The sequence below is a fragment of the Shewanella sp. MF05956 genome (assembly GCF_059758055.1).
The window spans coordinates 239,400-259,864 of record NZ_JCAYNV010000003.1; the positions used below are offsets into that span (position 1 = coordinate 239,400).

Below are 20,465 nucleotides of genomic sequence, written 5' to 3' on the forward strand. Positions count from 1 at the left end.
CAGTGAGTGATGCTGAAGAAAAACAATGATCAGAAGTCGAATAATCATTAAATAATCTGTATGGAATGAACATCGCAAGGTGTTCATTCCGAGGGTGTAACAGATTCCATACGATAGATGTCTAACGCCATTCCAATCAATATAAATATATTGTCATTTATAACATTTAGTTTCTTGAGACACTCAATATTTGCCATGATTAAAGAACAGCATCGCTAATTATTCTTCGCTCAACGTTCTAAACTAAAACTCAATAACTGCGTTAAAATCTAAATCAAGTATTTCTTATATTGAGTGGTATAAATATCGCCCATAAAAAAACACCGCCCTGAGGCGGTGTTCTTTTATGGAGCTAAAGGTAATTAAGCTTCTGCAACAACAGAAACTTTAACTACTGCTTTAACTTCAGCGTGTACTTGTACTTCAACTTCGAAGTCACCAGTAGTGCGTAAAGCACCTAAAGGTAAACGGACTTCAGATTTAGCAAGTTCAACGCCAGCTGCAGTAACTGCATCAGCGATATCACGGTTGCCAACTGAACCGAACAATTTACCTTCATCACCTGCTTTAGAAGCAATAACAACTGATTCTAATGCAGTTAATTTTTCAGCACGTGCAGTCGCTGTAGCTAATTCAGCAGCTAATTTAGCTTCTAATTCAGCACGACGAGCTTCAAATACTTCAGTGTTTGCTGCGTTTGCTACAACCGCTTTACCATATGGTAAAAGGAAGTTACGAGCATAACCAGCTTTAACAGAAACTTGGTCGCCTAAGCTACCTAAGTTTGCAACTTTATCTAGCAGAATAACGTTCATTATCAAATCCTCTTTATTCGATTAGGAATTAATACTGCAATATTACTGATGTAAATCAGTATATGGCAGTAGAGAAAGATAACGAGCACGCTTGATAGCGCGAGCTAGTTGGCGTTGGTATTTAGCACTAGTACCAGTGATACGGCTAGGAACAATCTTGCCGCTTTCAGTGATGTAGTTCTTTAAAGTAACGATATCTTTGTAATCAATCTCTGCAACACCTTCAGCGGTGAAACGGCAGAACTTGCGACGACGGAAATAACGTGCCATTTTGACAGTCTCCTAAGTTTTCAATTCGACATTTTCAGCATGCAAAACTAAACGGTTTTGACCATTTCGTCCTTGTTGTAGTGAAAGAAACCCTTCTACTTCAACCTGCACACCTGCTTGTAATTTATCTGTTACGCTATTAAAGCGTGGACCACTTAATATCACCTGTATAATGCAGTATACGTTACGTAATAACTCTGCTTCATATCGCTGTGATTTATGCTCTACCGTAATAACCGTATGGTTTATCCCGCTAGGGCTATTTAATCGTTTAGTTCGGGTAACCGTACCAAACAAGGTTAAGTGGTTATTCACAGAATAAATTATTCAGCGTTTTCTTCAGCGCTTTCTTCTTCATTGCTACGGTCATCAGAAGGTGAACGACGTGAATCACGTTCGTCTCTTGCTTTTGCCATAGGAGAAGCTTCAGTAACGGCAACTTTAGTGCGCATTACCATGTTACGCAGAACAGCGTCGTTGAAACGGAAAGCTGTTTCTAACTCTTCCATAGACTCTGCAGATGCTTCTACGTTCATAAGAACATAGTGAGCTTTATGTAGGTCTTGAATTGGGTATGCCAATTGACGACGGCCCCAATCTTCTAAACGGTGAATTGTTCCGTTAGCAGCGGTGATAACACCGGTGTAACGCTCAATCATACCTGGGACTTGTTCACTTTGATCTGGGTGAACCATAAATACGATTTCGTAATGACGCATTTATTGCTCCTTACGGTTAAGTAGCCTCTTTTCTGGCTCAGTCGGACCAATGTGGAGGCAAGGAACGAATTAAAGTGACTGATTTGAGCGCGCGATGATACATAAACATAGAGTGAAACTCAAGTAATAACTCTCTTTTCAGCAAACTTGATTGCAGGTATGATGTCGGCAGTCAAAAACCTTGCGTTTACGCCATCACAGAATAAAGCAATTTAATGATGACCTTAAAAAATCTAGTTACTACATGCTTCCTCTTCTTATTGTCAGCTCCAGCATGGGCTTTAGTTCCACCCGATTATCAAGAACCGACGACGAGTTTTAATGCCGAGGTTGAAGCTGGTTTACAATTAAACAGCGGCAACAACGAAACTAAAAACTTCAACGGCCGTACTTATTTAACTTATGACACGTTAAAAACTAAGCAAGAAGCGACGGTCAAAGCTTATTATGCCGCCGATGGCAGTGAATCGACGGCAGAAAAGTATGAACTGTTTTTACAGTCAAACTATAAGTTAGACCGAGGTTATGTATTCGGCCGTGGTGAATTTACGTGGAACGAATTTGGCTCTTATACCCGCATAACCACTATCTCAAGCGGTTATGGTTTTGATTTAATTAAAAACAGCAGAACTAAACTCAGCCTTGAAGCCGGCCCAGGTTACCGTTATGACCAACCACAAGCCAGTACCGAAGACCCGTATCCAGATGAAAACCGTGATGTCATTCTGCGTTCTGCTGCCAAGTACAATGTAAAATTACAAGAATACACTAGCTTTAATGCCGACGTAACAGCCGAAACCGGTTTAGAGAACAATACGTTAACCCTTGATATGAGTTATAAAAATACCTTTATTCAAGATTGGGCATTTAAAATAGGTATGAACATCAAGTACACTGAAGTCGTCCCTGAAGACAGTAAAAATACCGATACAGTGACAACTTTCAACTTGTTATATACGTTTCAATAATGATTTAACCTGAAATCAGGATAAGGGATGAGTTAACGACATTAACAATTAATAGGTTAATGTAGACTCACTTTCAAGCTTGTCATTTGTGTTACTAACAAGGCGAATTGACGCGTCAATGGCTAGCCTGTTGTCAGTTTTCTTATATAAAGAATAACGCAGTTAGCAGGACAGGGCGTTCTTGAAAGACCTTGATTATCCTATGTACCGGTTATTTAGCATAAGTGAAATGAAACGAAACAAGCCATTCATTCAGTAAGGTGTACCCGTTTTACTGAAACTATCGAGGCGCAGTTATGGACAGCCCGCTACGCAGTTTTGCATCATTATATAGCACCACTTTTTTGATGGTGCTCGCTGCAGGTTTACTCACCACTTATTTAGGCTTAAGCCTAACGAATATGCATGTGCCTCAAATATGGATAGGCGGCATGATGTCAGCCTACTATATTGGCCTTGTTTGTGGGTCTAAAGTGGGCCATAAACTAATAGCACAAGTGGGCCATATTCGTGCTTTCGTCGCCTGTGCAGGGATTGTTACGGCATCTGCATTAGGCCATGCACTGATTGACAACCTAACCGTGTGGTTAATATTACGTCTTGCTGTTGGCATGGGCATGATGTGTCAATATATGGTTTTAGAAAGCTGGCTAAACGAGCAAGCAGAAACCAATCAGCGCGGCACCGTCTTTGCCAGTTACATGATTGTCTCTTACCTCGGGCTTATGGCCGGTCAAGGTGCAATTAGCTTATACCCTGAACTTGGCATTGAGCCACTACTATTGATCGCCATTTGTTTTGCACTGTGCATCGTGCCCATTTCCATCACTCGCAGAATCCACCCAGAACCACTTACTCCAGCGCCATTAAAAATGGGTCACTTTTGGCAACGTGCACCACAGGCATTATCAACTATTGCTTTGGGAAGTATGATAGTCGGTTGTTTTTATGGTCTTGCTCCCTCTTACGCCACCGCAAAGGGGATCGATCCTGAACATGTCGCGATGTATATGTCGTGTACCATTTTCGCAGGCCTATTAGCACAATGGCCAATGGGCAAATTGTCGGACATTATTTCGCGCAGCCTACTGATTAGAATTAATTGTGCGTTACTTGGTGTACTCGTATTAATTATCACCATAGTGCCGTTTCATTCCGTTTACTCGCTCATACTCACCAGCTTATTTGGCATACTAGCCTTTACGCTATACCCATTAGCGACAGCCTTAGCCAACTCACGAGTCGAACAACACGAGCGTGTCGGTTTGTCAGCCACCATCTTAGTCACCTTTGGTATTGGTGCCAGTATTGGCCCATTAGTCGCATCTGGGCTCATGCAAGTGCTCGGCGATCAAATGCTCTATGGCTTTATGGCAATATGCTCATTTACCTTATTAGCACGGTTAATGTGGATTAATCTTCGCCAGAAAGCAGAACAACACTCTACAGGTGATTATGTGATGGCCGGTGGTGACTTAGTCAGCTCACCATTAGCAGCATCGCTGGATCCAAGGGTGAATGTTGAAATGGTTAACGAACAGATGATTTATCCCGCTGATGATGCCTTTGATAGACTTGACGATATCATTGACGATGAGCAAGATGATGCAGAAGATCAACCGGACTATAACGCCGCTTATGCAAATGCCATTGATGATGAAGATGTCGATAACGAGATGAGTCGGCGCTAACTTTCAATCATATAAAGATTCAAATATAAAAAAACGGCGATGATTATCGCCGTTTTTTATTTGCACAAAACGCTTATGCGCCTAGACGTTGCCTTACCGCTTCAAATAAACAAATACCTGTAGCAACAGACACGTTAAGGCTTGAAACACTGCCAGACATTGGGATAGACACTAATGAATCGCAACTTTCGCGTGACAAGCGACGTAAACCTTTATCTTCCGCGCCCATAGCAATCGCTAACGGACCTTTTAAATCCGCTTGATAAACATTGCCATCAGCCTCACCTGCAGTGCCTACAATCCACACACCTTTCTCTTGAAGATGGCGCATAGTGCGGGCCAAATTGGTCACCTGAAATAATGGGATAGTTTCAGCCGCACCGCAAGCCACTTTGCTCACGGTAGAGGTTAAGCCTACTGAGTTGTCTTTCGGTACAATAACAGCATGTACACCTGCAGCATCGGCATTACGCAAACACGCACCTAAATTATGCGGATCAGTTACACCGTCTAATATCAATAAAAATGGTACGTCTGTTTTATCTAATAACGCATCTAAATCATTTTCGGTTAATGGTTTAGTGGCTTTAACACGAGCCACAATGCCCTGGTGCTGAGAGCTACCAGCTTTTTCATCTAACACTTTACGTGCAGCACGCTGCAGCGTAGTACCAAACTCTGAAGCGGTTTGAATTAATGGCATTAAACGCTCATCGTCACGGCCTTGTAATAGCCACAATTCGATGACTCGCTCAGGGCTATTGGCTAATAAGGCTTGAACAGCATGAATGCCAAAAATGGTATCTTGTTTTTTCATTTAATTACTTTCTCTTGCTGCGCTTGGCAGGGGTTTTCTTAACGCTAGAATCTGGTTTTGCTGCATCTGTTTTTTGTGCAACTGCAGAAGGTTTTTTTACCGCCGCTGGTTTTGCCGCTGGCGATGAAGCTTTTCCGCTTGAACGACGCTTACTGCCTTTAGGCTTGTCAGATTTAGGTTTATCAGACTTCGCAGATGATTTACCTCGTGCTGACTTAGCACCTTCAGCATTAACACGTTGGCGAGCAGTTGTCGGCTTACTGCCTTTACGCGCGGTTTTACCTGTACCTTTACTGTTGTCACCTACCATCAATAAATCAATTTGACGGTCGTCTAAATTCACTGCAGCCACTTTAACCGTGACCTCATCACCCACTTGATAGACTTGGCGAGTATTCTCACCAATTAAACGCTGACGCATTTGATCAAATTGATAGTAATCACTGGCTAAGCTTGAAATATGGACCAAGCCATCAATAAATAATTCATTAAGGCGCACAAACAAACCAAAGCTGGTGACCGATGCGATGACCGCTTCAAAGGTATCACCAACATGGTCTTGCATGTATTCGCACTTCAACCAGTCACTGACATCACGGGTTGCTTCATCAGCGCGGCGCTCAGTTGTTGAACATTCTTCACCCAATAAATCCAACTCTTCAATTTGGTAGAGATAACCACCATCTTGAGTCCATTTGTCACCCACTTGACCTTGCTCTTTTGCGAGTAAATATTTAATGACTCGGTGCAAAATCAAATCAGGATAGCGACGAATTGGCGAAGTAAAATGCGAATAAGCTTCTAATGCTAAACCAAAGTGACCTTCATTATCAGGACTATAAATAGCTTGGCGCATTGATCGCAGTAACATCACTTGAATAAGCTCAAAATCTGGGCGATCAGCAATTTTCAACATGATGTTTTGGTAATCTGTTGGCGTGGGCTCTAAACCACCATCCATGCTTAACCCGCGTTCAGCCAAAAACTCTTTAAAGTTTGCTAACTTTTGTTCAGATGGCGCTTCATGAACACGATATAACACTTCGCCTTTATGCTTTTTAACAAACTTTGCAGACGCTACGTTGGCTAAAATCATGCACTCTTCGATGATCTTATGCGCCTGATTACGACCTCTTGGTACAATTTTATCAATTTTACGATCTTCATTGAAAATGAACTGCGTTTCCAATGTTTCGAACGCAATTGCGCCACGCTCAGCTCTGCGCTCATCCAGGGTTAGATACAGCGACTGCAAACACAATAAATGCGGGAATAATGCTTCGTGTTCTGGTGCAATCGAGCCGCCTTCAAGCATGTCGGCAACTTGCGTATAAGTAAAACGTGCATGTGAATGCATCACCGCGGAATAAAACTTAGTGCCCGATAGCTTGCCCGCTGCAGAAATGGTCATCTCGGCAACCATGCATAAACGGTCGACATGCGGTTTTAATGAACATAAACCGTTAGAGATTTTCTCTGGCAGCATAGGAATAACTTGCGACGGGAAATAAACGGAATTACCACGTGCACGCGCTTCTACATCGAGTGCTGAGTCGGTTCTAACATAATGACTGACATCAGCAATCGCGACCCATAAACGCCAGCCACCACTTGGTTTAGCTTCTGCGTATACCGCATCGTCAAAATCTCGCGCATCTTCACCGTCAATAGTGACAAGCGGTAAATGACGTAAATCAACACGACCGAGTTTATCTTCTTCGGTGACTTCGTCTGGAATACGTTTTAGTTTTTTCTCGATAATCGCTGACCAGGTATGCGGTAAATCGTAATTACGCAATGCAATTTCGATCTCCATACCTGGCGCCATGGTTTTACCCAGCACTTCAGTTACTTTGGCGGCAGCTTTAACAAAACGGCCTGGACGACGGGTTAATTCAACCACGACAACGTCGCCAGCTCTAGCGCCATTACGATCGTTGTTATCGATTAAAATTTCTTGAGTAATACGGCGGTCATCAGCAACCACAAAGCCCATACCACCATCTACGTGGTAGCGGCCAACGAGTGCTGCGGTGCGCTCTTGCACCAAGCGCACAATCCGTGCTTCGCGACGTCCACGGCGATCAGTACCCGCTTTTTGAGCCAATACTTTATCACCATGAAAATACATCAGCATGTCACGGTTATTGATGAATAAGTCATCGCCACCTTCATCTGGCTTAAAAAAGCCAAAACCATCACGGTGCCCAATGACACTACCTGACAACAAATCCATGCGCTCAGGTAAACCGTAACTTTGGCCACGAGTAAATACCAATTGGCCGTCTCGTTCCATCGCATGTAAACGACGACGAAGTGCTTCTAATGGCTCTTCTTCGGTTATTTTTAGTGCTTCGGCTATTTTGTCGCGGGTAACAGGAGACTTTTGTGCGCGCAAGTACTCTAAAATATACTCGCGGCTAGGAATAGGATTGTCGTACTTGTCTTGCTCTCTATCAAAATGAGGATCGTTGATCATTCAATTTCCAAATAATTTGCTCCATACTGTGGAGCCTTAACGTTTGTACAGCTGAGGCTGCTGAGCCCTGGCCACTACACTGGCGGGCATTTTTGCAGCTAACACCTGCAATAAAGACGAGGCCTTTTTCTGTTCGGCATCGTTATCAAATATACTGTTATACAACCAGTGATAACCCATTTCATAATCGGTCGGGCTACCGTAACCTTCGCCAAATAAGCGAACTAACATCATTTTAGCGGCTAAATTGCCATTAGCAGCTGCAGGCAATATATATTGCACTGCGCGATTAGGATCTTTCACCACTAGTTTACCGCGATAATAGTAATCCGCCAATTTTACCATGGCTTCAGAGCTACCTTGCTCCGCTGATGTTTGTAATAACATCATACCGCGAGACGGATGCGCTTTTACGCAAACGCCATTAATTAACATTTCACCCCATAAAAATTGATATAAGGGTTGTTGTAAAACTTCTGCTCGCGCCTCAACATCTTGCACTAATTGACAATCGTCTGCTTTAACGCGCTGTAAATATTGGTTCGATTGGATAAGTGATATCAGTTGTTGATCGCTATAAATATCGACAGCCTCATCTAATGCAAATACATTGGCCGAGATTAGGCTAAAAAGGACTAAAGATATACGCAACATAAGGATTCTCAATAACACGATGATGACTTATCCATCGGCAGTATAGCGCATTTCTTGAGTGTTACCCTCAGAGAAAAGACGCGGCATGCTCAATACTATTTTAGCGGTACTCATAAAAAAGGCCGCTTATCGCGGCCTCTTAATCTTTACTTGAACGGATTAACCAAAATCATGGTTTCATTTCGGTCCGGACCAGTAGAGATAATATCAATAGGCGTTTCTAAAAGCTCTTCGATACGCTTGATATAATTGATTGCCGCTTCTGGCAATTGCTCAATTGAAGTTGCGCCGTAAGTCACTTCGCTCCAACCAGGCATCGTTTCATAAATCGGCGTCACTAGCTCATAACCTTCAGCAGCTAAAGGGGTAACCTTTGACACTGTTCCATCAGGATATTCATAGCCAACACAAATTTTAACTTCTTTAAGGCCGTCTAAAACGTCTAATTTAGTTAAACAGAAACCGCTGACGCTGTTGATTTGAACTGCACGGCGCATTGCCACTGCATCTAACCAACCTGGACGACGCTTACGACCGGTAGTTGCACCAAACTCTTGGCCTTTTTCACCGATATAATCACCGATTTCATTAGCAAGTTCTGTTGGGAACGGACCAGCACCTACACGAGTAGTGTACGCTTTCATAATACCAAGCACGTAATCTAAGTGACGAGGACCAAAACCTGAACCTGTCGCTACACCACCTGCTGTAGTATTTGATGAAGTTACAAATGGATATGTACCGTGGTCGATATCCAATAATGTACCTTGTGCGCCTTCAAATAAGATTGGCTCACCCGCTTTACGCGCAACATCTAACATTTCAGTGACGTCAGTACACATGCTCTTCAGATAATCAGCAATCGCTAATGCATCATCAAGTGTTTGCTGGTAATCAACGGCTTCAGCTTGGTAGTACTCAGTTAACATGAAGTTATGATATTTCATGACTTCTTGTAACTTCGTCGCAAAAAGCTCTGCATTAAACAAATCACCGATGCGTAAACCGCGACGAGAGACTTTGTCTTCATATGCAGGACCAATACCGCGACCTGTTGTACCAATGGCTTTATTACCACGCGCTTTTTCGCGAGCGATATCAAGTGCACAATGGAATGGAAGAATAAGCGGACACGCTTCAGAAATAAGTAAACGCTCTTCTACAGGTACACCGCGGCCTTTCAGCATGTTGATTTCTTTCATCAACGCATCAGGAGCGACAACCACACCATTACCGATAATGCATTTTACGTTATCACGTAAAATCCCTGACGGAATAAGATGAAGAACGGTTTTTTCACCATCAATTACCAAAGTATGACCGGCATTGTGGCCGCCTTGGTAACGAACTACGTATTTTGCCTGTTCTGTTAAAAGGTCGACAATCTTACCTTTGCCTTCGTCACCCCATTGAGTGCCGAGTACGACTACATTTTTGCCCATTATTAGCTGCAACGTCTTGTGGTATAAAATAGAATTTTAACAGATTTTAGGGGGTTATAGGCAAGTGTTTTATTAAAAAATAATCAATAAAACAATTCCAGCGGTAACAAGGCTTCCACCTAAGCGTCTGAGAACATTTTGCTTTTGTGTAGAAAGCTCAAATAAATATTTTTGCCATTTGTGAGGAAAAAGCAACGGCCCTAGGCCTTCAATAATTAAAACTAGGCCAAAAGCGGTCATTAGTAATTGTAAACTCATGCTAAAAGCCTCAAATAAAGTAGTATTGCCATTAAGTAAGTTAATCTATTGATCTCGATTATGCGCTAAACGGTACAATTTATTATGTTTATTTTAGGCAATAAAAAACCCAGCATATGCTGGGTTTTTTGAATCCAAAAAACGAATTAACGCTTAGAGAACTGTGGCTTACGACGTGCTTTACGTAGACCAACTTTCTTACGTTCAACTTTACGAGCATCACGGGTAACAAAACCAGCGCTACGTAGAGTAGGACGTAAAGCTTCATCTAGTTGCATAAGTGCACGGGTAATACCGTGACGAATTGCACCAGCTTGGCCAGTAGTACCACCGCCCTTAACAGTTACATAGATGTCTAACTTATCAGTCATTTCAACTAACTCTAATGGTTGACGAACAACCATACGAGCTGTTTCACGACCAAAATATACATCTAAAGGACGTTGGTTTACGATGATATTGCCACTACCTGCTTTAGCGAAAACGCGAGCTGTAGATGTTTTGCGACGGCCAGTGCCGTAGTACTGAGTTGCAGACATTTGCTTACTCCTCCCGTTTAGATATCAAGAACTTGTGGTTGTTGTGCAGCATGGTTATGTTCTGTGCCAGCGTAAACTTTAAGTTTACGGAACATAGCACGGCCCAAAGGACCTTTTGGTAACATACCCTTAACTGCTTTCTCGATGATCATTTCAGGCTTATGAGCTTGAAGCTTCTCAAAGCTGATTTGCTTAATGCCACCAATGAAGCCTGAATGAGAGTAGTAAATCTTACCAGCAGCTTTATTACCAGTTACAGTCACTTTTTCAGCATTGATAACGATGATGTAATCACCAGTGTCAACGTGTGGAGTGTATTCTGGCTTATGCTTGCCACGTAAGCGAGTTGCGATTTCAGTTGCGATACGACCCAAAGTTTTGCCTTCAGCGTCAACAACAAACCAGTCACGAGTTACAGTTTCTGGTGTAGCAGTAAAAGTCTTCATTATTACAAAAACCCAAAGTTAATTTTCTGTCTCACATGCCGATTGCAGGTTGCAATCAACACAAAATTACCGATTCTTGCCCCTTCGAACATGAATATTGGCTTACAACTTCCGCCCAAATTGGCGGATTAACGCGGGCAGGTCGCAGATTATACGCAAAGAGAAACCAAAGATCACCTGCTTTTTGAGATATTTCAAAATAAATTACTCTATTCAAATTCACGATGAAATCTCCAGCGCTTAAATGCAAAGAACACCTTTAAGGTAAATGCTCTAAGGCCAAATAATCCCTCGATTGCATTTCGATTAAGCGTGAACGACAACGCCTAAACTCAAAAGTCAGCTGCCCATCGGTATAAATGTCTTTAAGCTCAATTTGAGCAGATACAATCAGTTTGACATTACGTTCATAGAACTCATCTACCATGGCTAAAAATCGTCTGGCGATATCGTCGCCCGTTTGCTGCGCACCCATTTGCTCTATGCCACTGAGCAACACCGTATGATACTGGCAAGCTATTTCCATATAGTCACGCTGTGAACGCGGCCCATCACACATGTCTCTAAAATTAATTAGCAGTACACCTTGTGATTGCTGACGAATCGTAATCGCTCGTCCATCGATATCAATCGCAGCGGTTTGCACTTCAGACTCTGGCGCTAATTGGGCAAAATAATGCAGCAAGTTAATGTCAGCTTGCTCATCTAACGGATAGTGATAAATCTCGGCTTGCTCTAATGTACGTAGGCGATAATCAATGCCAGAATCTACATTGAGAATTTCACAGTGTTGATTAATTAATGCGATAGCAGGTAAAAATCGTGCACGCTGTAAGCCATTTTTATACAGCTCATCAGGAATAATATTTGAGGTTGCGACTAGCGCGACGCCTTGTTTAAACAATTCTTGAAATAATGTGCCCAGCAACATGGCATCGGTAATGTCAGAGACAAAAAACTCATCAAAACAAATCACCTGATACTGGCCAGCCATTTTTTTTGCAATGCTGATCAGCGGATCTTGCACACCTTTTAAGTCAGTAAGATCGTGATGAATTTGATGCATAAAACGATGAAAGTGAGCTCGCAATTTACGATCGCCAGGCAAGGCATCGTAAAACGTATCCATTAGGTAGGTTTTTCCGCGTCCGACGCCGCCCCACAAATATAGACCTTTAACCGGAATAGGTTTGCCTTTTACACCCACAGCCGAAAAAAACTTAGATAAGCCCGACGCCGGTTTATTTGCGTTAATCAGTTCATCGTAAACTCGTTGTAATGATTTTACTGCCTGTTCTTGTGCGGCATCATGTGAAAAATCATCTCGGGTAAGGTCTTGCTGATAATGCTGCCAAGGAGTTAACTGCGACACGATTACGACTCTCTTACATCAAATAATTGCTGCGGATAATAACATTAAATATTCAATACGAGTAACCGCTATAAACGATCAAATTAAGCTTTGTTAATCAATATGGAACTAACGTTTAGTGCTTTACTCTGAATAAATAACTCAGCATAACCGAATTTATTTGCCGCTATTTAAGCATCACTATTGATTAAACAGCCAACACAAACAACCGAATGAACAACAACCAAATTGATTAACGATATTTAACTTTGAAATCATGCTTTCAAACCACATATTTTAAGTATCAAACTGAAGGCATCTAGGAGCTACCAATACATGAAAACCAAATTAAGCTTACTTTCTGCAGCATTATTGACCGCATCGCTAACGATGTTTCCAGCAGTGTCTCAAGCCGCGATTCCACAATCGGTTGATGGCCAGGCAATGCCAAGTCTTGCGCCTATGTTAGAACGCACCACTCCTGCTGTGGTATCTGTTGCAGTGTCGGGTACTCAAGTATCAAAACAACGCGTACCGGATGTATTTCGTTACTTTTTTGGGCCTAACGCTCCGCAGGAACAAGTCCAAGAGCGCCCTTTTAGAGGGTTAGGTTCTGGTGTCATCATCGATGCAGCGAAAGGATACATTATCACCAATAATCACGTCATTAATGGCGCGGATGAGATTCAAATTGGTTTACATGATGGCCGTGAAGTTAAAGCAAAGCTGATTGGCGCAGATAAAGAGTCTGACATTGCATTGCTGCAAATCGAAGCCAAAAATCTGACCGCCATTAGTCAAACTGACTCAGACAATATCCGCGTGGGTGATTTTGCCGTGGCCATTGGTAATCCCTTTGGTTTAGGGCAAACCGTCACCTCTGGTATTGTCAGTGCATTAGGTCGCAGCGGTTTAGGCATTGAAATGCTCGAAAACTTTATTCAAACAGATGCAGCCATTAACAGTGGAAACTCTGGCGGCGCATTAGTGAACTTAAAAGGTGAACTCATTGGGATTAACACTGCCATTGTTGCACCTAATGGCGGTAATGTCGGCATTGGTTTTGCGATACCAGCAAACATGGTTAACAACCTCGTTGAGCAAATCATCGAACATGGCGAAGTGCGCCGCGGAGTATTAGGCGTCTCAGGGCGAGATCTTGATAATGAACTGGCTAAAGCGTTTGGCTTAGATACTCAACATGGTGGCTTTGTTAATGAAGTCATTCCAAAGAGTGCAGCAGACAAAGCCGGATTAAAAGCAGGTGATATTATTGTTAGCCTTAATGGCCGCAGTATTAAAACCTTCCAAGAACTTCGCGCCAAAGTTGCCACCATGGGCGCTGGAGCACAAGTCGAATTTGGTATTATCCGTGATGGCGATAATAAAACGATTAAAGCAACTCTAGGTGAAGCTGACAAAGTAGAAGCTGAAGCGGGCAATGTGCACCCTATGCTACAAGGTGCAACTTTAGAAGACAGTAAGAAAGGTATTGAGATCACAGATATTGCCCAAGGTTCGCCCGCTGCAGTGAGTGGATTACAAAAAGGAGATTTAATTGTCGGCTTAAATCGCAGTAAAATTTCGAGCTTAAAAGTATTAAAAGAAGCGCTGAAAGAAAACCAAAGTTCAGTGGCATTAAAGATACTTCGTGACAATAACTTACTCTACCTAGTGTTACGTTAGTCTTAATCAACTGACACAAATGTAGCGAGCACGTTTCTGTCTACAGTCATTAACTATCAAGGTGTTAATGACTGTGATGTGACTTGAATAATTAAGCATCGGCCCCAGTTTGGTCGATGCTTAATTTTTTGAGTTATGTTAATATAAAGTTCATTTTCTTCAACAAATCTCAGGCCATGAATTTTAAAGACACATGCATCTATATAGTTAAAGCTGCGGTATTTGGCCTGATCATGGCAGCTGTTTTTTTAGTTATTACCTCAGTGTTACCCAATAACGCCCTCAATAGTGGTTTATCAACGGTACATAGTGGCGGTTCAGAACTGTCATTTGCCAAAGCGGTTCGCCGTGCGGCACCCGCAGTCGCTAATATTTATAGCCTAAGCATTGATCAGCGTAACCCATTAAATTCAAGTTCACTGCAGGGCTTAGGCTCTGGGGTTATTATGAGTAAAGATGGTTATGTGCTAACCAATTATCACGTGATAAAAAAAGCAGATGAGATTGTGATTGCGCTGCAAGACGGCCGTAAGTTTACCGCCGAAGTCGTTGGTTCTGATCCCGTAACAGACTTAGCAGTGCTTAAAATCGAAGGTGACAATTTACCTGTCGTACCCTTTAATCTTTATAACCCCGCTCAAGTGGGTGACGTAGTATTGGCCATTGGCAATCCATACAATATTGGCCAAACCATTACTCAAGGCATTATTAGCGCGACAGGTCGTAACGGCTTAAGCTCAGGTTATTTAGACTTTTTACAAACTGATGCCGCGATTAATGCAGGTAACTCTGGCGGTGCATTAATTGATACTAGCGGTGAGTTAATCGGTATCAATACCGCTGCATTTCAGGTTGGCGGTGATAACGGCGGTAATGGGATTAGTTTTGCTATTCCGATAAAGTTAGCTCACAGCATTATGGATAAATTAATTAAACATGGACGCGTTATCCGTGGTGCCCTAGGGATTTCTGGCGAACCATTAAACCCTGTGGTGGCGCAAATTCTTAACTTGCCTGATTTAAAAGGTGTATTAGTGACTGGTATTGACCCCGATGGTCCTGCCGCTCGCGCACGTTTAGCACCACGAGATGTGATAACTCAATATAATGAAGAAGATGTACCCGGTGTAGAAATGCTACTGGACCGTATTGCAGAAACCACTCCAGGTACAAAAGTGAACATGACGATTATTCGTGAAGGAAAAAAGCAGACTTTACCGGTGATAATTGCCGAGAAAGCTGACGAACCGGAATAATTGCAGCCATTGCCCATTGCCATAGCAATAAAAAAGCCATTCAACTTTTCAGTGAATGGCTTTTTTGTCGCTGGTTTTTAGTCGCGTTTTAGTACAGCAATAGAACCTGTTACTTCACACGAACGACTTCAGCACCAAGGCCTTGGAACTTAGCTTCAATATGTTCATAACCGCGGTCGAGATGATAAATACGATCTACCGTTGTCATGCCGTCGGCCATTAACCCTGCAATCACTAAACTAGCTGAAGCACGTAAATCGGTCGCCATTACTTGAGCACCGTTTAAACGTTCAATACCATGAATAATACAAGTATTGCCTTCAAGCTCGATATTGGCACCCATACGGCTCATTTCTGGAACATGCATAAAACGGTTTTCAAAAATCGTTTCAGTGACTCTACCCGTTCCTTCTGCCAGAGCATTTAATACACAAAACTGTGCTTGCATGTCTGTCGGAAAAGCAGGATAAGGTGCCGTTTTAATATTCACAGCTTTTGGACGCTTACCGTGCATATCAAGCTCAATCCAATCTTCACCTGTTGTAATCGTCGCGCCGGCATCCTCAAGCTTAGAAAGCACAGCCTCTAATGCACTTGGGTCTGCAGATACACAACGAATTTTACCGCGAGTTACCGCTGCGGCAACAAGGAAAGAACCGGTTTCAATCCGGTCTGGCATTACACGGTATTCACAACCCGATAAACGCTCAACACCTTCAATTTTTAACGTTGCTGTGCCTATGCCAGTTATTTTAGCGCCCATGGCAATTAAGCAATTGGCTAAATCTGTCACTTCAGGTTCGCGGGCAGCATTCTCAATCACGGTGATGCCGTCTGCTAATGCTGCTGCCATTAATAAGTTTTCAGTAGCGCCAACGCTCACCATATCCATAAAGATATGAGCACCTTTGAGGCGACCATCAACACGCGCTTTTATGTAGCCTTCTTTGACTTCAATTTTAGCGCCCATAAGCTCTAAACCGTGTAAATGAAGGTTAACCGGGCGAGCACCAATAGCACAACCGCCAGGTAAAGAGACGTCAGCAGTACCATAACGGGCCAATAATGGCCCTAAAATAAGGATTGAAGCACGCATGGTTTTGACTAGATCATACGGTGCGCAATACTCATTTAAGTTGGTCGTTGAAATACGAACACGACTCCCCTCTAGTTGCTCAACCTCTGCACCAAGACAGCGTAAAAGCTCACAACTGGTGTTGACGTCACGTAAATTAGGCACGTTTGAAACAATAAAATCTGTTTCAGCTAATACGCCAGCCATCAAAATAGGCAAGGCAGCATTTTTTGCACCAGAGATCACGACTTCACCAGCAAGCGGTTTGCTGGCTATAATTGTTAATTTATCCACAGTGAATCTCAGTACTTACATGTTAAAAAGTTTTTCACGCTTCCACTGGGTCGGCGTAAACGTTTTGATAGTGAGTGCGTGTAATTCGCCACTGGAAATTTGCTCTGATAATGGAGCATAAATAGCTTGCTGCTGCTTAACTCGGCTCAGGCCATCAAAGCACTCTCCTACTGCTACCACTTTATAATGGCTTCCGTCTGACGTTACATGAGCTTCTGTCAAAGACAGTGCTTCTGTCAAAATTTGTTCAATAACTTTGCAATCCATGAAATCTATTACCTTTACTTATAAAACTCTTGTTTATAAGACTCGTGCTTATAAACCTAATATTTATCAGACTATTACTCATCAAACGAATACAGATCAAACTGGCCAGTTGTATAACTGATTATTAAGTAATGGGAGTAATGCAACAATCAGTGCTAACTCACTAAGCCTTGCCAAAAAAAGCGTCTAAGTCATATAGCTCTATCATTTTGATGAGCTGTTCACTGGGATTAACCAGTTGGCGAGATGCGCTTTGTTCGTTATTACCAGAGTGATGTAATCTAACAAATGCCAGAAGTAATGCTACCCCAGCACTGTCGACGTATTCTAAAGCGGCCAAGTCTATCACTTGGGTTGAAGCAGTAAACAACTCTTGGCGTTTTGGCCATAATTGTTTTACTTCAACCTGCGTTAAGCGGCCGCTAACAAAGCACTGCTGCTCTTGTTGATTAAAGGTAATCACGCTGCAGCGGCTTCTTTAGCTGGTTGACGGTCAATTTGTTGTTTAGTTTTGTCATTTAACATTGAAATAACAGCTTCAATACCCTGTTGACGGATCAAATTAGAGATCTCAGATTGCTTAGACGCAAGCAAACTTACGCCTTCGGCCACGAGGTCAAATGCCTTCCAGGTGTTGTCTTTTAAACGACGTGCTTTAAATTGAATTTTGATCGGAGGGCGACCTTTTTCAATAATTTGCACATTAATTTCAACAATTTTTTCTTCGCTGAAATCGCTGGCAGGATCGAACTCAACAGCTTGGTTGGTATATTCAGTCAACGCTTGCGCGTAGGTTGCCACTAAATAGCCTTCAAATGCTTCAACAAAGCGATCACGCTGATCTGGCGTGGTGTCACGTAAATACTGTCCCATCACTTTGTATGCAGCATATTTATAATCAACATATGGCATTAATTCTTCGTTAACAATCACCTTAAGGTGACTTAAATCAGAGTCAATCATTGCTCTGTCTGTTTTAAAACGATCAAAGGTTTTATTGGCAACTTGCTTGATCATCACATATGGATTTGTGGTATCGATCTCGTCATTGGCCGCTATCGCTGCAGAGCTTATTACCGCACTGCCCACCAAACATAACGCAATTACACGACTAAAAAGTGCTTTCATTATAGAGCTCCTATTTATCTTTAGACGACATACTGTACAAAAGCTGACCGATTAAATCTTCTAAAATCAATGCACCACGCGTATCGTGAACTTTATCGCCATTCGCAAGCATAACAATGTCATCATCCATAAAGCCTGGGGTTAAGCCAATAAATTGCTCGCCCAATAACCCTGATGTCAAAATAGCTAAGCTACTGGTTTCAGGAAACTGATCAAAGCGCTTATCCATAGTCAATGTGACCACAGGGATCAATTTACGGGTATCAAGGGTAATGTCTGTCACTCGACCTACCACCACACCACCGACTTTCACAGGAGAGCGTACTTTTAACCCGCCGATGTTATTAAACTCGGCAACTAATGTGTAAGTTTGGTCATTTGACTTTACTTCGACATTGGCAACGTTAAATACCAACCCACAAAAAGCCAACAGACCAGACAATAAAAACACGCCTACTAGTAACTCAATTTTCCGTGTCAACATACTCTTAAACCACTTCAATTAAACTAAACAATGAAAAAACCTTAATTTCCGAACATGATTGCGGTTAGCAAAAAGTCCAGCGCTAAAACAGCTAAACTGGCCTGTACAACGGTAGATGTTGTTGCACGGCTAATGCCTTCTGGATTCGGTTGTACTTCATAACCTCTGTATAAGGCTATCCAAGTGACAACTACGCCAAAAATCACACTTTTAATCAAGCTATTAACAATATCTTGCTCCCACTCTACCGATGCTTGAAGAATAGACCAAAAAGCACCGCTATCGATACCTTTCCATTCGACACCCACCAGGTGACCGCCAAAAATACCCACTAGGCTGAACATTAATGCAAGCAAAGGCATACTGATGACCCCAGCCCAAAATCGCGGTGCGATAATTTGCCTCAGTGGATCGATAGCCATCATTTCTAAACTCGATAGCTGTTCGGTAGATTTCATTAGACCGATTTCTGCGGTGAGTGCAGAACCGGCACGACCAGCAAACAACAGCGCAGCAACCACCGGACCCAATTCACGTAGTAAACTCAGCGCAACCATTGGGCCTAAGCTTTCTTCAGTGCCAAAACCAACAAGAATGTTGTATCCCTGCAATGCCAGCACCATACCAATAAATAAACCCGATACCAGTATGATCACCATTGAACGAACACCAAGCACATAAATTTGCTTGATTAATAATGGTAAACCTTTCTTGATATTAGGCACTCGTACAATAGCGCCCCACAGCATTAAGCCAGCACGGCCAACGCCTGACACCATTTTTAGTGCGTATTTGCCGATGTCGGCAATGTAATCAATTACGCCCACGCAATAACTCCTCTTGATAATCCTCGGCAGGATAATGAAATGGCACCGGACCATCTGGCGCGCCTTGGATAAACTGAATTAATTGCGGGTTATCAGACAAACGAAGTTGCTCTGGTGTTCCGTGTGCAATGACTTTTTTCTCTGCGATGACGTAAACGTAATCAGCAATACCCAACACTTCATCTACATCGTGCGATACCACAACAGAGGTGAGCTTTAAGGTATCTGAAAGCTCACGAATTAATTTCACCAGCATCCCCATAGAAATCGGGTCTTGCCCTGCAAAAGGCTCATCATACAAAATCATTTCGGGCTCAAGCGCAATGGCACGCGCCAATGCAGCTCGGCGTTGCATACCTCCAGACAACTCGTTTGGCATTAAATATGCTGCGCCGCGTAAACCTACCGCTTGCAGTTTCATCAATACAATCGAGCGAATGATGTCTTCAGGTAATCCCGAATGCTCTCGTAATGCAAATGCGACGTTATCGAACACGTTAAGGTCGGTAAACATAGCACCACTTTGAAACAACATACTCATACGCTTGCGCAGCTCAAAGAGTTCTTCGCGCTTTAACTTATGAACATCATGGCCATCAAATAAAATTTGGCCGCTGTCAGGTCTGAGTTGCCCACCAATCAATTTTAATAAGGTAGTTTTACCTATCCCACTTGGGCCCATAATGGCCGTCACTTTACCTTTAGGTATCGTTAGCGAAATATCTTTATAGATCACTCGCGAACCATGGCTAAACGCCAAATGGTTTATTTCGACCAAAGGGGAATTATTTGATTTACTCATATCAGGCATCGGTGTTGAGGAGATAACAACCTTCCTTAGAAAAAGATGAAGCGCAAATTGTACTGTAATTGTCCACTAAGCGACAACTATATCCATATAACCAATGCTCATTGTTAATACAATTAGTGTGCAATGCTTTCAATTTAGTGAAAATCCAGCGAAAATGCCCGCTAATTATTTATCATCATAGGAATCTC

At 42.5% G+C, this 20,465-nt stretch carries 23 protein-coding genes; 4 read left to right on the forward strand and 19 right to left on the reverse strand.

Annotated features, from left to right (window positions below; translation table 11 throughout):
- Positions 1-362: 362 nt before the first annotated feature.
- Genes rplI through rpsF form a run of 4 tightly spaced genes read right to left on the reverse strand, consistent with a single transcriptional unit; the run spans position 363 to position 1,804 of the window.
- Complete coding sequence (gene rplI / locus AC19MX_RS04730; protein WP_432400013.1) at positions 363-815, reverse strand: 50S ribosomal protein L9; 453 nt, start codon at positions 813-815, stop codon at positions 363-365.
- 42 nt (positions 816-857) lie between these two features.
- Complete coding sequence (gene rpsR / locus AC19MX_RS04735; protein WP_006083042.1) at positions 858-1,085, reverse strand: 30S ribosomal protein S18; 228 nt, start codon at positions 1,083-1,085, stop codon at positions 858-860.
- Between the two features lie 12 nt (positions 1,086-1,097).
- Positions 1,098-1,400, reverse strand: coding sequence for a primosomal replication protein N (priB, locus tag AC19MX_RS04740; protein WP_160052670.1), 303 nt, complete (start codon positions 1,398-1,400; stop codon positions 1,098-1,100).
- Positions 1,401-1,408: 8 nt separating this feature from the next.
- Positions 1,409-1,804: a 30S ribosomal protein S6 gene (rpsF, locus tag AC19MX_RS04745; RefSeq protein ID WP_432400015.1), complete on the reverse strand. Its 396-nt coding sequence runs from the start codon at positions 1,802-1,804 to the stop codon at positions 1,409-1,411.
- Between the two features lie 215 nt (positions 1,805-2,019).
- Between rpsF and AC19MX_RS04750 the strand changes: the two genes are divergently transcribed.
- Positions 2,020-2,772 carry a DUF481 domain-containing protein gene (locus AC19MX_RS04750; protein ID WP_432400016.1) on the forward strand — a complete coding sequence of 251 codons (753 nt, stop codon included), beginning with the start codon at positions 2,020-2,022 and terminating at the stop codon, positions 2,770-2,772.
- Positions 2,773-3,068: 296 nt separating this feature from the next.
- Positions 3,069-4,463, forward strand: a complete 1,395-nt coding sequence (locus tag AC19MX_RS04755; protein WP_498296733.1) for an MFS transporter — start codon at positions 3,069-3,071, stop codon at positions 4,461-4,463.
- Positions 4,464-4,536: 73 nt separating this feature from the next.
- Here AC19MX_RS04755 and rlmB read toward each other — a convergent pair whose 3' ends face one another.
- From rlmB to zapE, 8 genes are all read right to left on the reverse strand, one after another.
- Positions 4,537-5,280: a 23S rRNA (guanosine(2251)-2'-O)-methyltransferase RlmB gene (gene rlmB / locus AC19MX_RS04760; RefSeq protein WP_432400019.1), complete on the reverse strand. Its 744-nt coding sequence runs from the start codon at positions 5,278-5,280 to the stop codon at positions 4,537-4,539.
- Between the two features lie 4 nt (positions 5,281-5,284).
- Positions 5,285-7,759, reverse strand: coding sequence for a ribonuclease R (rnr, locus tag AC19MX_RS04765; RefSeq protein ID WP_498296735.1), 2,475 nt, complete (start codon positions 7,757-7,759; stop codon positions 5,285-5,287).
- A gap of 36 nt (positions 7,760-7,795) precedes the next feature.
- On the reverse strand, positions 7,796-8,413 hold the full coding sequence (locus AC19MX_RS04770; RefSeq protein WP_498296737.1) for a tetratricopeptide repeat protein: 618 nt from the start codon (positions 8,411-8,413) through the stop codon (positions 7,796-7,798).
- A 146-nt stretch (positions 8,414-8,559) separates the two neighbouring features.
- Positions 8,560-9,855, reverse strand: a complete 1,296-nt coding sequence (locus AC19MX_RS04775; protein WP_432400023.1) for an adenylosuccinate synthase — start codon at positions 9,853-9,855, stop codon at positions 8,560-8,562.
- A 72-nt stretch (positions 9,856-9,927) separates the two neighbouring features.
- Positions 9,928-10,113, reverse strand: coding sequence for a DUF2065 domain-containing protein (locus tag AC19MX_RS04780; RefSeq protein WP_432400024.1), 186 nt, complete (start codon positions 10,111-10,113; stop codon positions 9,928-9,930).
- 146 nt (positions 10,114-10,259) lie between these two features.
- On the reverse strand, positions 10,260-10,652 hold the full coding sequence (rpsI, locus tag AC19MX_RS04785; RefSeq protein WP_432400025.1) for a 30S ribosomal protein S9: 393 nt from the start codon (positions 10,650-10,652) through the stop codon (positions 10,260-10,262).
- 17 nt (positions 10,653-10,669) lie between these two features.
- Positions 10,670-11,098 (reverse strand): 50S ribosomal protein L13, encoded by a 429-nt coding sequence (gene rplM / locus AC19MX_RS04790; RefSeq protein ID WP_011638797.1) that lies wholly within the window; start codon positions 11,096-11,098, stop codon positions 10,670-10,672.
- Between the two features lie 259 nt (positions 11,099-11,357).
- The gene (gene zapE / locus AC19MX_RS04795; protein ID WP_498296739.1) at positions 11,358-12,470 is read right to left on the reverse strand and encodes a cell division protein ZapE; all 1,113 of its coding nucleotides are present in this window, start codon (positions 12,468-12,470) and stop codon (positions 11,358-11,360) included.
- A gap of 315 nt (positions 12,471-12,785) precedes the next feature.
- On the opposite strand from zapE, the gene degQ reads away from it, so the two are divergent.
- Entirely contained in the window at positions 12,786-14,135 is a 1,350-nt protein-coding gene (degQ, locus tag AC19MX_RS04800; protein WP_498296741.1) for a Do family serine endopeptidase DegQ, read from the forward strand.
- 176 nt (positions 14,136-14,311) lie between these two features.
- Positions 14,312-15,391, forward strand: a complete 1,080-nt coding sequence (gene degS, locus AC19MX_RS04805; RefSeq protein ID WP_432400028.1) for an outer membrane-stress sensor serine endopeptidase DegS — start codon at positions 14,312-14,314, stop codon at positions 15,389-15,391.
- Positions 15,392-15,500: 109 nt separating this feature from the next.
- On the opposite strand, the gene murA is transcribed toward degS, so the two are convergent.
- From murA to AC19MX_RS04840, 7 genes are all read right to left on the reverse strand, one after another.
- Positions 15,501-16,760 carry a UDP-N-acetylglucosamine 1-carboxyvinyltransferase gene (gene murA, locus AC19MX_RS04810; protein ID WP_498296743.1) on the reverse strand — a complete coding sequence of 420 codons (1,260 nt, stop codon included), beginning with the start codon at positions 16,758-16,760 and terminating at the stop codon, positions 15,501-15,503.
- Positions 16,761-16,775: 15 nt separating this feature from the next.
- On the reverse strand, positions 16,776-17,027 hold the full coding sequence (locus tag AC19MX_RS04815; RefSeq protein WP_188953551.1) for a BolA family protein: 252 nt from the start codon (positions 17,025-17,027) through the stop codon (positions 16,776-16,778).
- 163 nt (positions 17,028-17,190) lie between these two features.
- On the reverse strand, positions 17,191-17,490 hold the full coding sequence (locus tag AC19MX_RS04820) for an STAS domain-containing protein (protein WP_432400030.1): 300 nt from the start codon (positions 17,488-17,490) through the stop codon (positions 17,191-17,193).
- The gene (locus AC19MX_RS04825) at positions 17,487-18,155 is read right to left on the reverse strand and encodes an MlaC/ttg2D family ABC transporter substrate-binding protein (protein ID WP_498296745.1); all 669 of its coding nucleotides are present in this window, start codon (positions 18,153-18,155) and stop codon (positions 17,487-17,489) included. The genes AC19MX_RS04820 and AC19MX_RS04825 overlap by 4 nt, the downstream gene beginning before the upstream one ends.
- A 10-nt stretch (positions 18,156-18,165) precedes the next feature.
- Positions 18,166-18,639, reverse strand: coding sequence for an outer membrane lipid asymmetry maintenance protein MlaD (mlaD, locus tag AC19MX_RS04830; protein WP_432400032.1), 474 nt, complete (start codon positions 18,637-18,639; stop codon positions 18,166-18,168).
- 41 nt (positions 18,640-18,680) lie between these two features.
- Complete coding sequence (mlaE, locus tag AC19MX_RS04835) at positions 18,681-19,466, reverse strand: lipid asymmetry maintenance ABC transporter permease subunit MlaE (RefSeq protein ID WP_498296747.1); 786 nt, start codon at positions 19,464-19,466, stop codon at positions 18,681-18,683.
- Positions 19,453-20,277 carry an ATP-binding cassette domain-containing protein gene (locus tag AC19MX_RS04840; protein WP_428848133.1) on the reverse strand — a complete coding sequence of 275 codons (825 nt, stop codon included), beginning with the start codon at positions 20,275-20,277 and terminating at the stop codon, positions 19,453-19,455. The genes mlaE and AC19MX_RS04840 overlap by 14 nt, the downstream gene beginning before the upstream one ends.
- Positions 20,278-20,465 lie beyond the last annotated feature (188 nt).

Coding starts and splice junctions, on each gene's coding strand:
- rpsF (WP_432400015.1), bottom strand. CDS start 1,804: ATGCGTCATTACGAAATCGTATTTATGGTTCACCCAGATCAAAGTGAA.
- rplI (WP_432400013.1), bottom strand. CDS start 815: ATGAACGTTATTCTGCTAGATAAAGTTGCAAACTTAGGTAGCTTAGGC.
- degS (WP_432400028.1), top strand. CDS start 14,312: ATGAATTTTAAAGACACATGCATCTATATAGTTAAAGCTGCGGTATTT.
- AC19MX_RS04840 (WP_428848133.1), bottom strand. CDS start 20,277: ATGCCTGATATGAGTAAATCAAATAATTCCCCTTTGGTCGAAATAAAC.
- rpsI (WP_432400025.1), bottom strand. CDS start 10,652: ATGTCTGCAACTCAGTACTACGGCACTGGCCGTCGCAAAACATCTACA.
- rpsR (WP_006083042.1), bottom strand. CDS start 1,085: ATGGCACGTTATTTCCGTCGTCGCAAGTTCTGCCGTTTCACCGCTGAA.
- AC19MX_RS04825 (WP_498296745.1), bottom strand. CDS start 18,155: ATGAAAGCACTTTTTAGTCGTGTAATTGCGTTATGTTTGGTGGGCAGT.
- AC19MX_RS04775 (WP_432400023.1), bottom strand. CDS start 9,855: ATGGGCAAAAATGTAGTCGTACTCGGCACTCAATGGGGTGACGAAGGC.
- AC19MX_RS04770 (WP_498296737.1), bottom strand. CDS start 8,413: ATGTTGCGTATATCTTTAGTCCTTTTTAGCCTAATCTCGGCCAATGTA.
- rplM (WP_011638797.1), bottom strand. CDS start 11,098: ATGAAGACTTTTACTGCTACACCAGAAACTGTAACTCGTGACTGGTTT.
- AC19MX_RS04815 (WP_188953551.1), bottom strand. CDS start 17,027: ATGGATTGCAAAGTTATTGAACAAATTTTGACAGAAGCACTGTCTTTG.
- degQ (WP_498296741.1), top strand. CDS start 12,786: ATGAAAACCAAATTAAGCTTACTTTCTGCAGCATTATTGACCGCATCG.
- rnr (WP_498296735.1), bottom strand. CDS start 7,759: ATGATCAACGATCCTCATTTTGATAGAGAGCAAGACAAGTACGACAAT.
- rlmB (WP_432400019.1), bottom strand. CDS start 5,280: ATGAAAAAACAAGATACCATTTTTGGCATTCATGCTGTTCAAGCCTTA.
- AC19MX_RS04780 (WP_432400024.1), bottom strand. CDS start 10,113: ATGAGTTTACAATTACTAATGACCGCTTTTGGCCTAGTTTTAATTATT.
- mlaD (WP_432400032.1), bottom strand. CDS start 18,639: ATGTTGACACGGAAAATTGAGTTACTAGTAGGCGTGTTTTTATTGTCT.
- AC19MX_RS04750 (WP_432400016.1), top strand. CDS start 2,020: ATGATGACCTTAAAAAATCTAGTTACTACATGCTTCCTCTTCTTATTG.
- AC19MX_RS04755 (WP_498296733.1), top strand. CDS start 3,069: ATGGACAGCCCGCTACGCAGTTTTGCATCATTATATAGCACCACTTTT.